13 protein-coding genes and 1 riboswitch are annotated in these 13,151 nt (G+C 54.4%); of the genes, 7 read left to right on the plus strand and 6 right to left on the minus strand.

Going from position 1 to position 13,151, the window contains the following annotated elements:
- Positions 1 to 24 precede the first annotated feature (24 nt).
- Positions 25 to 1,425, plus strand: a complete 1,401-nt coding sequence (locus TH19_RS04525) for a two-component system sensor histidine kinase NtrB (RefSeq protein ID WP_114101129.1) — start codon at positions 25 to 27, stop codon at positions 1,423 to 1,425.
- A gap of 2 nt (positions 1,426 to 1,427) precedes the next feature.
- On the opposite strand, the gene TH19_RS04530 is transcribed toward TH19_RS04525, so the two are convergent.
- The 3 genes from TH19_RS04530 to TH19_RS04540 all read right to left on the minus strand — a co-directional run bounded on the left by TH19_RS04530 (position 1,428) and on the right by TH19_RS04540 (position 3,364).
- The gene (locus tag TH19_RS04530; protein ID WP_114101130.1) at positions 1,428 to 1,748 is read right to left on the minus strand and encodes a YnfA family protein; all 321 of its coding nucleotides are present in this window, start codon (positions 1,746 to 1,748) and stop codon (positions 1,428 to 1,430) included.
- A 23-nt stretch (positions 1,749 to 1,771) separates the two neighbouring features.
- Complete coding sequence (locus tag TH19_RS04535; RefSeq protein ID WP_258547827.1) at positions 1,772 to 2,776, minus strand: asparaginase; 1,005 nt, start codon at positions 2,774 to 2,776, stop codon at positions 1,772 to 1,774.
- A gap of 108 nt (positions 2,777 to 2,884) precedes the next feature.
- A complete protein-coding gene (locus TH19_RS04540) occupies positions 2,885 to 3,364 on the minus strand; it encodes an Lrp/AsnC family transcriptional regulator (RefSeq protein WP_114101132.1) in 480 nt (159 codons plus the stop codon).
- A 140-nt stretch (positions 3,365 to 3,504) separates the two neighbouring features.
- Between TH19_RS04540 and phhA the strand changes: the two genes are divergently transcribed.
- The gene (gene phhA, locus TH19_RS04545) at positions 3,505 to 4,410 is read left to right on the plus strand and encodes a phenylalanine 4-monooxygenase (RefSeq protein ID WP_114101133.1); all 906 of its coding nucleotides are present in this window, start codon (positions 3,505 to 3,507) and stop codon (positions 4,408 to 4,410) included.
- Positions 4,411 to 4,452: 42 nt separating this feature from the next.
- Here phhA and TH19_RS04550 read toward each other — a convergent pair whose 3' ends face one another.
- Positions 4,453 to 4,875 carry a response regulator gene (locus tag TH19_RS04550; protein WP_114101134.1) on the minus strand — a complete coding sequence of 141 codons (423 nt, stop codon included), beginning with the start codon at positions 4,873 to 4,875 and terminating at the stop codon, positions 4,453 to 4,455.
- A gap of 302 nt (positions 4,876 to 5,177) precedes the next feature.
- Positions 5,178 to 5,325, plus strand: a riboswitch (cobalamin riboswitch).
- 121 nt (positions 5,326 to 5,446) lie between these two features.
- Between TH19_RS04550 and TH19_RS04555 the strand changes: the two genes are divergently transcribed.
- The 3 genes from TH19_RS04555 to meaB all read left to right on the plus strand — a co-directional run bounded on the left by TH19_RS04555 (position 5,447) and on the right by meaB (position 10,794).
- Positions 5,447 to 7,495: a methylmalonyl-CoA mutase family protein gene (locus TH19_RS04555; RefSeq protein ID WP_114101135.1), complete on the plus strand. Its 2,049-nt coding sequence runs from the start codon at positions 5,447 to 5,449 to the stop codon at positions 7,493 to 7,495.
- Positions 7,496 to 7,497: 2 nt separating this feature from the next.
- A complete protein-coding gene (gene scpA, locus TH19_RS04560; protein WP_114101136.1) occupies positions 7,498 to 9,651 on the plus strand; it encodes a methylmalonyl-CoA mutase in 2,154 nt (717 codons plus the stop codon).
- Between the two features lie 81 nt (positions 9,652 to 9,732).
- Positions 9,733 to 10,794, plus strand: coding sequence for a methylmalonyl Co-A mutase-associated GTPase MeaB (gene meaB, locus TH19_RS04565; protein ID WP_114101137.1), 1,062 nt, complete (start codon positions 9,733 to 9,735; stop codon positions 10,792 to 10,794).
- 51 nt (positions 10,795 to 10,845) lie between these two features.
- Here meaB and TH19_RS22465 read toward each other — a convergent pair whose 3' ends face one another.
- Both TH19_RS22465 and TH19_RS22470 read right to left on the minus strand, forming a co-directional pair.
- On the minus strand, positions 10,846 to 11,001 hold the full coding sequence (locus TH19_RS22465) for a hypothetical protein (RefSeq protein ID WP_181846309.1): 156 nt from the start codon (positions 10,999 to 11,001) through the stop codon (positions 10,846 to 10,848).
- 115 nt (positions 11,002 to 11,116) lie between these two features.
- Positions 11,117 to 11,266, minus strand: a complete 150-nt coding sequence (locus TH19_RS22470) for a hypothetical protein (RefSeq protein WP_181846310.1) — start codon at positions 11,264 to 11,266, stop codon at positions 11,117 to 11,119.
- 230 nt (positions 11,267 to 11,496) lie between these two features.
- On the opposite strand from TH19_RS22470, the gene TH19_RS04570 reads away from it, so the two are divergent.
- Together TH19_RS04570 and TH19_RS04575 are read left to right on the plus strand one after the other, a co-directional pair.
- On the plus strand, positions 11,497 to 12,495 hold the full coding sequence (locus tag TH19_RS04570; RefSeq protein WP_114101138.1) for a tRNA dihydrouridine synthase: 999 nt from the start codon (positions 11,497 to 11,499) through the stop codon (positions 12,493 to 12,495).
- Between the two features lie 176 nt (positions 12,496 to 12,671).
- Complete coding sequence (locus TH19_RS04575; protein WP_114101139.1) at positions 12,672 to 13,118, plus strand: GNAT family N-acetyltransferase; 447 nt, start codon at positions 12,672 to 12,674, stop codon at positions 13,116 to 13,118.
- The last annotated feature ends 33 nt before the right edge of the window (positions 13,119 to 13,151 follow it).

A 13,151-nucleotide genomic window follows, 5' to 3' on the forward strand; every position in this document is an offset into this window, starting at 1 on the left:
ATCACACCTGCGATTGGAAAAGCCATGACAGAAGATCGGGATAGCGTCGAAACCCCAAAGATACTGAGCGGCGGCGAAGAACTTGCCGCCAACGAGGATTTGCTCGACGAAGCGCTCAAAATCCCGGCCCCTGCCGATATCCAGAAACGCTTTATGGCGCTGCTTGGCGAGCAACGCCGTCGCAAGATTGAAGTCACCCAACGCCTCAAAACCATTCTTGATACGGTGGTTGAAGGGATCCTGATTGTTGATGCTGCGGGCGTTATTCAGGACTTCAATAAATCTGCCGAGGAAATCCTGCGCCCGCAAGGCAATGAATTGCTGGGCATGTCGGTGGATGTGATCTTTATCGATCGCAAGATGACCGTTCGCCACAGATTGCTGAACCGCTGCATCAATATCAGTTCGGGCACCCTGAAATACGACTATACCGAAACCATGGCCCAACGCCTTGATGGTGACAGCTTTCCAATGGAAATCATCGTCAGTCCGGCCAATTTCAGTTCAGAAATGAGTTATCTTTATATCTTTCGCGATATCACCCGCCGCAAGCAGGCTGAAGAATCGCAAAAGAAACTGGAAGAAGACCTGCGCGAAGCCCTGAAACTCGAGGCCATCGGTCATCTTGCCGGCGGGATCGCCCATGAGATCAACACGCCAAGCCAGTATATCCGCGACAATCTGAAATTTCTCAATGACAGCTATGGTGCACTGTCGCGCGTTCTTGGTCTTGCATTACAGACATTGTGGAAAAACCGCGCCCATTTACCCGAAAACACCTTCGAGGAATTTGCCAAACAATTACGCGATTCCGACATGGAATTCCTGCTTGAAGAAATCCCGCATGCCACCCAGCAATCCCTTGATGGGATCAATCAGGTAGCGCGCATCGTCCTGTCGATGAAGGAATTTTCACATCCCGGCGGCAAGGAAAAAACCACCACCGACATCAACAGGGTTCTTTCCAACGTTCTGGTCATTTCGCGTAACGAATGGAAGCATTACGCCGAAGTCGTTGAAAAGTTTGATCCGGAAATTCCGCATATCCCTTGTTATATCAACGAGATCAATCAGGTCTTCCTCAATCTGATCGTCAATGCGGTTCAAGCCATTCAGGAAGCCGGACGCCCACCGTCCGTGGGTGAAATCATCGTCAAAACCACCTCACTTGATGACAGCATCCTGATCAGTATTTCCGATAACGGCACAGGCATTGCCAAGGAAAACAGATCGAAAATCTTCAATCCGTTCTTTACCACCAAGGAGGTCGGCAAAGGCACCGGTCAGGGATTATCCATCACCCACGATATTGTCACCGTGCGCCATGGCGGTCGTATCTGGTTTGAAACCGAAATGGGCAAGGGAACCACATTTCATGTCTTGCTTCCGGCCGAAGATCGCACAGGCAAGCCGGCAACCGAATAAGACTAGCGCGGCGCAAACAGGATAATGCCCGCCCCGATCAAGCAAATCAAAAGTCCTGTCAAATCCCAGCGATCAGGGCTTGTCCGTTCGACCGCCCACATCCAGAAAACCGATGCGGTAATGTAAACCCCGCCATAGGCGGCAAAGGCCCGACCGGCGAATTCGGCATCAACCCGGGTCAATATCCATGCAAACAGTACAAGCGATGCAATGCCCGGTACAATCCACCAGATCGATTTGCCTGACCTAAGCCAGGCCCAAAAGGCAAAGCATCCGGCGATTTCTGCAATCGCTGCAAAGATATAGGCCGCAATGCTTTGCATTTATCTTCCTGTTTGATCGGCGATCAGAATGCCGGGCGCAGATCACCGGCATATTTACCCGCCCAGTTGGTCAGAACCGGGGTCAGATAGTTTTTAAGGATTTCTGCCTTGGCATCATCAATCACACCATGTTTGCGTAACAGACCACCCATGGCAACTTCTGCACCGCGCTGGGTGCCGTCATCGATCTTAAGGGCAACACCCAACCCTTGTTTCGGGAAGGCCGCGCAATAAACGCCCTCTGCCCCGACCTTGACCAGCGCATCCTCGCCGCATTCCTCCATGATCCCGGTACAGAAACGGCCCGTGCCCGCGACCATGAATGGCGCATTGGCACATCCCGTGCGAATGCGTTTGATCGCATCAATACGCTTGGGATCAAGTCCCGACGGATCGGCCATACGCGCCATGGCAAGACCCAGATCACGCAGGCGCATACCGATCACCGGAATGCCACAACCATCAATACCGCGCGGGGTCGATGAAAGATCACAATCCCCCATTTCTTCGAGAACCTTGATCAGGCGCTGCTGCTCGGGATGATCTTCATAGATATAACCCGTGGGATCTTCGCCCATCTGCACAATGGTGCTGAGGAAGCCGGAATGTTTGCCCGAACAATTGTTGTGCGCCTTGGTCAGGGTCACATGATCAGACGCCTGTTTGATCCCGGCAGCGGCACTAAGCGAATAATGCGGCGCGCATTCAAGCGTATCAACGCCAAGGCCGATCTTTTCAAGCCAGGCCTTAACCGTCTGGGCATGGTCCTCTTCCCCGTTATGGGATGAACAGGCCAGCGCGATATGCTTGTCTTCAAGACCAAATGCCTCGACCGCACCGCTTTCGACAAACGGGATCGCCAGCAACGGCTTGATCGCAGAACGCGGATACATCAGGGCATCAATATCCCCACCCTGATCAATCACCGTCCCGTCCGCCTTCATCACGACATAACGTCCGCGATGGAAACTTTCGACCATCTCGCCACGGGTGGCTTCGACCAGAATCGGATTGGCGGCTTGGGACATCATTATGCTCCGGCATATGTGGGACTATTCTTCCTATGCCCGAAAGATGGGTGCCAATGCAAGCACCGCCAACCTTTCACGCAAAAGACGCCCTCTTCCGGTCAACCGTCACGGTGCCTTGGGCAACGGGATCGCCGTGTGATTTTTATATTCCTTCAGAACCAGACTGGATTGTACATCGCGTACATTGGGCATCGACAACAACTGATGGGTGACAAATTCCCCAAAGTTTTCAATGTCGCGCGCCACCGCCACAAGCAGAAAATCCTGTCGCCCGGTCATCGCCCAGCATGACAGGATTTCCGGCAAATCATTCATGGCACGGGCAAAGTCCTCGGCCCCGGCTTCGGTATGACTTTGCAGGCGCACCTGAATGGTTGCCAGCACACCAAGACCAAGCTTCTTGCGATCAAGAAGGGCGACCTGCCGTTTGATCACCCCGGATGCTTCAAGCTGCTTAAACCGGCGCAAACAGGGGGACGGCGACATACCAACCATTTCGGCAAGCTGCACATTGCTGATGCCTGCGTCTTTTTGCAGGGCCTGAAGAATACGAATGTCGGTTGCACTCAGGATCAGGTCGGTCATTTTCAACCCCAAACAGAACATATCAGGTCACAATATATACATCATAGCCGATTTTGATGCCGTATTGGCCAGAAAATGACATTTAAATTGATGTAAAATTGTTTCCATAAACAGGCATAAGAACCCCAACGAGGACGGCCATGAATCAGGGAAACAATCTGCGTGGCGATTACAGCCACATTAATGACGACTACACCATTCAACAGGACTGGGACAAATATACCGACGCCGAACACGATCTTTGGCGCAAACTGTATGCGCGCCAGTCCCGTATCTTGCCCGGCTACGCCGCCGAGGATTACATTCGCAATCTGGAAAAGCTTGATGCCGCTGGTCAAATTCCGCATTTCGGCCGGGTCAGCGAACAATTGCATGCCGCCACCGGCTGGCATCTTGTCGCGGTGCCGGGGCTTGTTCCCGATGATGTGTTTTTTGATCATCTTGCCAACCGGCGCTTCCCGGTGACGGTCTGGCTGCGCAAGCCCGAAGAAATGGACTATCTGGTCGAACCCGACATCTTCCATGATTTCTTTGGTCATGTGCCGATGCTGTATGACCCGGTCTTTGCCGATTACCTTGCCGCCTATGGCGCAAAGGGGGCAGAGGCCATTGCAATGGGCGGCCTGAAAAACCTGGCGCGGATGTATTGGTACATGGTGGAATTCGGCCTGATCATGACCGAACATGGCCTGCGCGCCTATGGTGCGGGCATGTTGTCATCACAAACCGAAACCATTTACTCGGTGACCGATTCCACCCCCAACCGGGTAGCCTTTGATCTCGAACGGGTGATGGCAACCGACTATGCGATTGATGATTTCCAGAAAACCTATTTTGTTCTGGAAAGTTACGATCAGCTGTTTGACGCCATGAAAACCCCGATGGCACCGATTTATGAACGGCTTGTCGATAAACCTTCTATCGATCCGAGCACCACGTTACCAACTGACCGGCTGTATCACGTGCACGGAGACGCCGAACGCATCATCGCCCTTGGCCAGGAGCCGCACCAAACCGAACCCCACAGACAACAACGCCCTGCATAAAGCAGGGCGTGGCGGTCAGATCAGATGTAACGGATCAGATGCCTAGCAGGCACTCATGGAATGACCCAGCACCCGATTAAGTTGCTCCAGCACCACGGTCGGGCTGGCGTCCTTGCTGATGAAGTCGGCGGCACCAAGGGCATCTGCCTGCGCGCGCGTATCTGCATCATAATGGGCCGAGAAGAAGAACACAGGCACATTCACCGCATCGGGATAGCGGCGGCGAATTTCACAGAACGCTTCAAATCCGCTCATACCCGGCATTTCGATATCAAGAATGATCGCACGCGGATAAAGCCCGTCGAGTTGATCAATCAGATCATCGGCACAATCAAAACCGGCCACGTCATATCCGGCGCGACGCAACACTGTTTCAAGTGCGGCCTTGGCACTGGGGCTGTCGTCAGCAAACGCAACAAGTCCATCAGGACCAATTTGCGACGTCATGGCGCTTAGCGCGTTCATGGATGGCGATACTCCGAATTTTGGGACAGCCCCAAATTGCCAGATGAAAATGTCAAATTGGTTAAACCTGCCGATTTTTTGCCACATAGCTTTGGCACCCCCGATTCTGCCGCCTCGGCATCAACATGTCCGTAATGTCGGCGCGATACCCATACCGCCCATGTGCAACGCCGAAATATTCAAGGAAACCTGACACATGACGCTACGGAAACATCATCGATCGCAGTGCAACTAAGCCTAAATAGGTATTTCCATGCCTATTTACGGAATTAATGTCAGATGCTATAAACCCGCCTGTCGCGAATGTGATCTGGAAATATCGTCGGGAATCCGGTGCGCACAGGCGTTAACGCATTGTTGTCAAACCCGGAACTGCCCCCGCAACTGTAAGTGCCTTGATCCGAATCCTGTGGCACGAGTCAGAATACCGATGCTGTTTCCATGGTTTAAATTGGGCCGGGCGGGGTGTACCGGGCACTGGGAATCCGTACTAAAATAAAATTTGGAACGTTTCGTCACCCAAGGACCATATAGAGTCCGATGACAAGAACCGACCAAGCCGGGAGAAACCATGTCCGACCCGTTAAAACTTGCATCCGAATTTCCGTCTGCCGATTACCCAAGCTGGCGCAAACTTGCCGAACAAGCCCTTAACGGGGCCCCGTTCGACAAGAAACTTGTCAGCAAAACAGATGACGGTTTTTCCATTCAGCCGATCTATACCAATGATGATCAGGATGATGCAACTCGGCTTATTCACGAAGTCCTGACCGCAACGGTCGAACCCCGTGAAACCGTAACCGGCTGGGACATTCGCCAGCTACATGCCCACCCCGACCCCAAGGCAACCAACGCCGCCATTCTTGAAGATCTGGAAAATGGCGCGACCTCGATCACGCTTAGGCTTGATGCCGCTGCCCGTCAGGGGCGCGAAATTTCATCGGGCGAAGTCGGTGTTGACGGGGTTGCAATCCATTGCCTTGCCGATCTGCAACTGACCCTTGATGATATTTATACCAACCTTGCTACCATTGGCCTTGATGCCGGTGCCGCCGGTATTCCCGCAGCCGCCCTTCTGGCCGCCCATATTGCAAATACCGATGGCGCAGACGAAGCAGCACCGGCCTTTAACATCGACCCGATTGGCACCCTTGCTGCTACCGGCACCCTGCCCTGCAGTGCCGAGGACGCGATTGGCCATGCGGCATCTGTTGCCTGCGAACTGATTGATCTGTTCCCGCTGGCCACCGCAATTTCGGTAAATGGCGCGCCTTATTATAACGCAGGTGCTACTGACGGGCAGGAACTGGCATGCTTGCTGGCATCGGGTGTGACGTATCTGCGCGCCCTGACCGATGCCGGAATGGCTGTCGATCAGGCGGCAGGGGCGATTGTCTTTAACGTTGCCATCGGTACGGACTTCTTTGCCGGAATTGCCAAGCTTCGTGCCCTTCGCATGATGTGGAGCCGCGTGATTTCCGCATCGGGCGCACAGGATGCAACGATTTCGATCAATGCGGTATCGGCCGAAATGGCGCTGACCAAGGTTGATCCGTGGGTCAATATGCTACGCACCACTGTCACAAGCTTCGCCGCGGGCCTTGGCGGTGCCGATAGCGTAACCTGCCTGCCCTATGATCATCTGATTGGCCTGCCCGATGGTTTTGCCCGTCGTATTGCGCGTAATACCCAACTGATCTTGCAGGAAGAAAGCAACGTTCACCGTGTGATCGACCCGGCCGGCGGTTCATGGTTCATCGAAAACCTGACCAAGGAACTGGCACAAACCGCATGGGGCAAGTTCCAGTCACTCGAAGCATCCGGTGGTATCCTTAAGGCCCTTGCCAATGGATCGCTTAAAGCTGAAATCGAAACCGTCTGGCAGGAACGCGAAAAGCGTCTGGCAACCCGGCGTGATCCGCTGACCGGCGTTTCGGAGTTCCCAAACATCGCCGAGGCCAAAGTCAAATGCGGTGCCCCGGATCTCGAAGCCATTCAGGCCGATGCCAAAGCCCGTCAGACCAAATATGACGGCACCGTCGGCAAAGACCTGAATGCGATGATGGAGGCTGCCCGCGCCGGTGCCACCATCGGTCATATCTTTACCGATCTTTTTGGCACCAGTGCTGCGGCCCGTATTTCGCCACTGACCCCGCATCGTTTGTCAGAAAGCTTTGAGGCCCTGCGCAAACGTTCCGATGCGCACAAGGCCAAATCGGGCAGCTTCCCGCAAATCTTCCTGGCCAATCTTGGCAAAGTCGCCCAGCACACCGCACGCGCGACCTTTGCCCGGAACTTCTTTGAAGCAGGCGGGATCGAGGCCATCACCAATAACGGCTTCGAGGATGCCGATGCCGCCGCCAAGGCCTTTGCCGAAAGTGGTGCAAAAATCGCCATCATCTGCGGGTCCGATCCGCAATATGGCGACATGGCAGGCACCGTTGCCAAGGCACTGAAATCTGCCGGGGCCAGCATGGTTTATCTTGCCGGACATCCGGGCGATGCGCGTGCTGACTATGTGGCCGCCGGGATTGACGAATTTATCTATGTCGGGGCGGATGTTCTGACGATTTGCGGCACTGCACTTGACCACCTTCTTGGCAAACGGGGGGAGAAATAACCATGACCCGCATTCCTGATTTCTCCGACTTTCCGCTGTTTGACGGGGCTTCTGCCGGGGCCAAGGACCCGTTCCAGTCGGCACCCTGGACCACGCCAGAAGGCATTGACGTCAAATCCGTCTATGGCCCCAAGGACCTTGACGGCATTGACCATCTTGCCACCATGCCCGGTATGCCGCCTTTCTTGCGCGGCCCCTATCCGACCATGTATGTGCAACGCCCCTGGACCATTCGCCAATATGCCGGTTTCTCGACCGCCGAAGAATCCAACGCGTTCTATCGTCGCAACCTTGCCGCGGGTCAAAAGGGCCTTTCGATTGCCTTCGACCTTGCGACCCATCGCGGTTATGACAGCGACCATCCCCGCGTGACCGGTGATGTCGGCATGGCCGGTGTGGCAATTGACAGCATCTATGACATGCGAACCCTGTTTGACGGCATTCCGCTTGATCAGATGTCGGTTTCCATGACGATGAATGGTGCGGTTCTTCCGGTCATGGCGCTTTATATCGCGGCGGCCGAAGAACAGGGTGTGAAACACGAACAGCTTTCAGGCACCATTCAGAACGACATCCTCAAAGAATTCATGGTGCGCAACACCTATATCTATCCGCCCAAACCATCGATGCGCATCATTTCGGACATCTTTGCCTTTACCTCGCAAAATATGCCGAAATTCAATTCGATCTCTATTTCCGGCTATCACATGCAGGAAGCAGGCGCGACCGCCGATCTTGAACTGGCCTATACCCTTGCCGATGGCATTGAATATGCCCGCGCTGGTCAGGCCGCAGGTTTGCCGATTGATAAATTTGCGCCGCGTCTGTCCTTCTTCTGGGCGATCGGCATGAATTTCTTCATGGAAATCGCCAAAATGCGCGCCGCCCGCATGATCTGGGCCAAGCTGATCAAACAGTTTGATCCGCAAAACCCCAAATCCCTGTCGCTGCGCACACACAGCCAGACATCAGGCTGGTCCCTGACCGCACAGGACGTGTTTAACAACGTCGTCCGCACCTGCGTCGAGGCCATGGCATCAACCCAGGGCCACACCCAGTCCCTGCACACCAACGCACTGGACGAGGCACTGGCGCTTCCGACCGATTTCTCGGCCCGGATTGCCCGTAACACCCAGTTATTCCTGCAACAGGAAAGCGGCACCACCAATGTCATCGATCCGTGGGGCGGTTCATATTATGTCGAACGCCTGACCCGCGATCTGGCCGAAAAGGCATGGGCCCATATTGCCGAGGTCGAAGAACAGGGCGGCATGGCCAAGGCAATCGAGGCCGGCATTCCCAAAATGCGCATCGAAGAAGCCGCCGCCCGCACGCAAGCACGCATCGATAGCGGTCGTCAGACATTGGTCGGCGTAAACAAATATCGCGTGACCGATGATCGCCCGGTCGACGTGCTTCAGGTCGATAACGCCGAAGTCCGCCGCCAACAGATCGCCAAGCTTGAACGCCTGCGTGCCGAACGTGACAATGGTGCGGTCGAAAATGCCCTGACGGCCCTGACCAATGCCGCCGACAGTGGCAATGGCAACCTGCTTGAACTTGCCGTTCAGGCCGCGCGTGCCAAATGCACCGTCGGCGAGATTTCCGATGCACTGGAAAAGGTCTATGGACGCCATCAGGCGGTTATTCGCTCAATCTCCGGCGTCTATAAAACCGAGGTCGGGGCCGATAACGAGGCCCTGGCAAAAGTTGATCGCCTGATCACCGAGTTCGAAGCAGCCGAAGGCCGCCGTCCGCGTATCCTAATTGCCAAGATGGGGCAGGATGGCCATGACCGTGGCCAGAAAGTCATTGCCACGGCCTTTGCCGATCTTGGCTTTGATGTTGATATCGGCCCGCTGTTCCAGACCCCGGAAGAAGCCGCCAAACAGGCTGTTGAGAACGATGTTCATATCGTTGGTGCAAGCTCGCTTGCCGCAGGGCACCTGACCCTTGTGCCGCAGCTTCGCGCCGAACTGGACAAGCTTGGCCGTGAAGACATCATGATCGTTGCCGGAGGCGTCATCCCGCCACAGGACTTTGGCAAACTGTTCGAAGCTGGCGCAGAGGCGATCTTCCCGCCCGGAACAGTGATTGCCGAGGCAGCGGGTGAACTGCTAGAAAAACTGAAACAAGCTGGCGAGGAAGCAGCCTGATCAGGTTGCTTCCACCGGCTTTGATGCCTAACCTGACGGCGGGCATATTTCCATGATCCGGCACCCGCAAAGGAACCATCGGTGAAAGAAACACTGCGCACCATACCCGCAGGCACGGGCGGCAATATCAGCCCGCGCAAAGCCGTGCGCAGACGGGTTCTTTCGACCGATCAACTGGTAGATGGTGTGCTTGCCGGGGATCGTACCATCCTGTCACGGGCGATAACCTTGGTCGAAAGCCGCAATCCGGCCCATTTCGAACAGGCACAGGCCGTTCTTGCCCGCCTGATGCCCCATACCGGCGGTGCCCATCGCATCGGGATCACGGGTGTTCCCGGTGTGGGCAAATCAACCTTTATCGAGGCCTTTGGCAAAAACCTGACAGGTGCAGGTAAAAAGGTCGCGGTTCTTGCGGTCGACCCGACCAGTGCGCGATCAGGTGGCTCTATTCTCGGTGACAAGACCCGCATGAACGAGCTTTCCATTGATCCCAATGCCTATATCCGCCCGTCGCCCAGCAGCGGCTATCTCGGCGGGGTCAATCGCATGACCCGCGAAACCATTCTTCTGTGCGAGGCCGCCGGATTTGACGTGGTTCTGGTGGAAACTGTGGGCGCTGGTCAAAGCGAAACCATGGTAGCCCAGATGACCGATTTCTTCCTGGTTCTGATGCTGCCCGGTGCCGGGGATGAATTGCAGGGCATCAAAAAAGGTGTTCTTGAAATCGCCGATCTGATTGCAGTTAACAAGTCCGATGCCGACCCAGCCAAGGCCCGCGAGGCCAAACGTGAGTATTCCTCGGCTTTGCGAATTTTGCAGCCGACAAGCAAACATTGGCGTCCGCAATCAGTGATGGTCTCCGCCCTGATCAATGACGGGCTTGATATCATCTGGGACCTGATCAACCAGCACCGTGCAGTAATGGAAAAGGAAGGCGAATTTACCGCCAAACGCGCCCGTCAACAGCGCGACTGGATGTGGACGATGCTGCGCGACCGGTTGCTTGAAACCTTTACCCATCGTGATGACGTCGCAAGTCGCCTGACCGCGCTTGAAACAGATGTCCTGTCAGGCACCACCAACCCGACCGCCGCGGTCGAGGAATTGCTGGGCCTGATCAAAACAACCAATCAGACAAAGTAAAAGGCCGCACTGCTTTGGTGCGACCTTGATAATCGGGGAACGCCGGATGCGTTATTTCTTGTCTGCTTCGGCAGCAAGTTTGTCCTTCAGGACTTTAAGCTTTTCGAGCGCATCGGTGATTTCCTTGTCCAGATGGGCAAGGCCTTCGCGTTTCTCACCCGACACAGCTTCGAGTTCATCCAGCGCCTTCTCGACGATATAAAGCATTTCCAATCCCTCCTTGGTTATCTGCCGTGACCTGATCGGCCATGATTATAGCACCAAGTATCAATCAACTGGTCTTTCAGTTCAAAGACATAGATCAATTCAAATTAAAATAAGATCAGGTAGCAGTTTGTTCAAGGCGTTCACGAAGCACCTGAAGGCTTTCCGCCGTCGATTTCAGCACTTTCTCAAGGCCTGACAATTTCTCGCGAGCTTCGCGCGAAACGGCTTCAACTTCGTCAAAGGCACTTTCGAAAATATACAGCATGCTTTTCACTCCTGCCCGGCGGCATTACCGGGCGTTTCTTGGTTGTTTTTGATGCCTATAAGTTAGTCCTGAAATTCGCTGGAAAGGTGTCAGCAATGCGCTATTTTTGCCTCAATTCGGCAGTTACCGGCATCGCTGCGACATTGCTGCTCTGTGATTTTTCAACGGCACGTTTGTACGGTTTGTGGTAAAAGCCGCCCTCTGATTTCAGGAAACAGGATTAAACGGCGATGACGCATCTGGTGCTTGCACCGATGGAAGGACTGGTTGACTGGCGCGTTCGGCAATTGCTGACTGCGACGGGCGGCTTTGACCTGTGCGTCACCGAATTTATCCGCGTGTCGCAGAACCTGTTTCCCGCCCATGTCTTCCATCGCTATTGCCCCGAACTTTTGAATGGCGGCAAAACCCTTTCGGGGGTGCCGGTTCTGGTTCAGTTGATGGGGCATGATCCCGAGTTAATGGGCGAAAACGCCGCCTTTGCGACCACACTTGGCGCGCCGGGGATCGATATCAATTTTGGTTGTCCGTCCAAGACCGTGAACAAACGCGAGGCCGGTGCATCGCTTTTGAAATGCCCGGACAATCTGTTTCACATTGTCTCGGCGGTGCGTCGTGCGGTTCCGGCCGACATTCCGGTCAGTGCAAAAGTCCGTCTTGGGTTTAGCGACAAGGAACTGTTTCTTGATATTGCCCGTGCCGTCGAAGCAGGCGGTGCGCAACATCTGACTGTTCATGCCCGCACCAAGCTTGAAGGCTATAAGCCGCCTGCACATTGGGAATATCTGGCACGCATCCGCGAAGCCATTTCAATTGGCATGACCGGCAATGGCGAAATCTGGGATGTCGCCGATTACGAAAAATGCCGCGATATTTCGGGCTGCGACAGTTTCATGATTGGCCGTGGTGCAATTGCCGCCCCCGATCTTGCCAACCGGATCAAGGCATCTGAAGGCGGATCATACCTGCCCAAGGAAAGCTGGGCCGATGTCCTTGCCATGTTATTGGCCTATTGTGATCTGATGGAAACGGACGGTGCATCTGAAAACCATCAGGCCGGCCGCATCAAACAATGGATGGCCCTGATCCGCAAAAGCCATGCCCAGGGTGCTGCCTGTTTTGATGATATCAAACGTATCCGTGCAATTGGCGAACTTCGCGCCAAACTGCAACATGATATGTCGTTGCCGGAAAACCAACGGAAAGACATGCCAATTGCCGCAGAATAGCCTTATGACAACTCATTCTGCCGATTGAAAAATCACGAGATCGGATTTATTCTGGCTTTTCACCAGACAGGAGCCTTATGCGCAGCAGCCCGATAATTTGACCTTTGTTCTGACATCCGTTCATACGGGTGGCGGGATTACTGTATTTGCGCATTAAATTCTGATCTGGAATTCCCATGACTTTTCCTGAACTGACCTTGCGGGCATTTGAGCCGCAAGATACCGACCGTTTGCTTGATATCTGGCTGTCAGCATCGCGCCTTGGGCATCCGTTTTTGGGCGATAACATCCTGTTGGCACAACGCGACATCGTCCGTGATGTTTATCTGCCAGGCGCGGAAAACCACGTTGCCGTACTTGACGGTCAAGCGGTTGGCTTTATCGGCATGATGGATTGTTTTATTGGCGGGCTTTTCGTTGACCCCGCCCATCACGGACACGGTATTGGCCGGGCCTTGGTCGACTATGTAAGCCAACAAAGGCCAATGCTGGAACTTGATGTCTATGCCGACAACAAACTCGCCCCGGATTTCTATCGTAAACTTGGTTTCCACGAAGTTTCAAGGCGTCCGCACGATGATGAAGGACTACCGTTCGAAGTAATCCTGATGCGCCGCGGATAACAGGGCCTGAAAGCAAAACGGGGTGGCTCCAAA

It is taken from the genome of Thalassospira profundimaris (assembly GCF_003326675.1).
GTDB classification, from domain to species: Bacteria; Pseudomonadota; Alphaproteobacteria; order Rhodospirillales; family Thalassospiraceae; genus Thalassospira; species Thalassospira aquimaris.

Bases quoted from the DNA above. Each gene is read 5' to 3' on its own strand.
- TH19_RS04525 (WP_114101129.1), top strand. From the start codon at position 25: ATGACAGAAGATCGGGATAGCGTCGAAACCCCAAAGATACTGAGCGGC.
- TH19_RS04530 (WP_114101130.1), bottom strand. From the start codon at position 1,748: ATGCAAAGCATTGCGGCCTATATCTTTGCAGCGATTGCAGAAATCGCC.
- TH19_RS04535 (WP_258547827.1), bottom strand. From the start codon at position 2,776: ATGTCCCAAGCCGCCAATCCGATTCTGGTCGAAGCCACCCGTGGCGAG.
- TH19_RS04540 (WP_114101132.1), bottom strand. From the start codon at position 3,364: ATGACCGACCTGATCCTGAGTGCAACCGACATTCGTATTCTTCAGGCC.
- phhA (WP_114101133.1), top strand. From the start codon at position 3,505: ATGAATCAGGGAAACAATCTGCGTGGCGATTACAGCCACATTAATGAC.
- TH19_RS04550 (WP_114101134.1), bottom strand. From the start codon at position 4,875: ATGAACGCGCTAAGCGCCATGACGTCGCAAATTGGTCCTGATGGACTT.
- TH19_RS04555 (WP_114101135.1), top strand. From the start codon at position 5,447: ATGTCCGACCCGTTAAAACTTGCATCCGAATTTCCGTCTGCCGATTAC.
- scpA (WP_114101136.1), top strand. From the start codon at position 7,498: ATGACCCGCATTCCTGATTTCTCCGACTTTCCGCTGTTTGACGGGGCT.
- TH19_RS22465 (WP_181846309.1), bottom strand. From the start codon at position 11,001: ATGCTTTATATCGTCGAGAAGGCGCTGGATGAACTCGAAGCTGTGTCG.
- TH19_RS22470 (WP_181846310.1), bottom strand. From the start codon at position 11,266: ATGCTGTATATTTTCGAAAGTGCCTTTGACGAAGTTGAAGCCGTTTCG.
- TH19_RS04570 (WP_114101138.1), top strand. From the start codon at position 11,497: ATGACGCATCTGGTGCTTGCACCGATGGAAGGACTGGTTGACTGGCGC.
- TH19_RS04575 (WP_114101139.1), top strand. From the start codon at position 12,672: ATGACTTTTCCTGAACTGACCTTGCGGGCATTTGAGCCGCAAGATACC.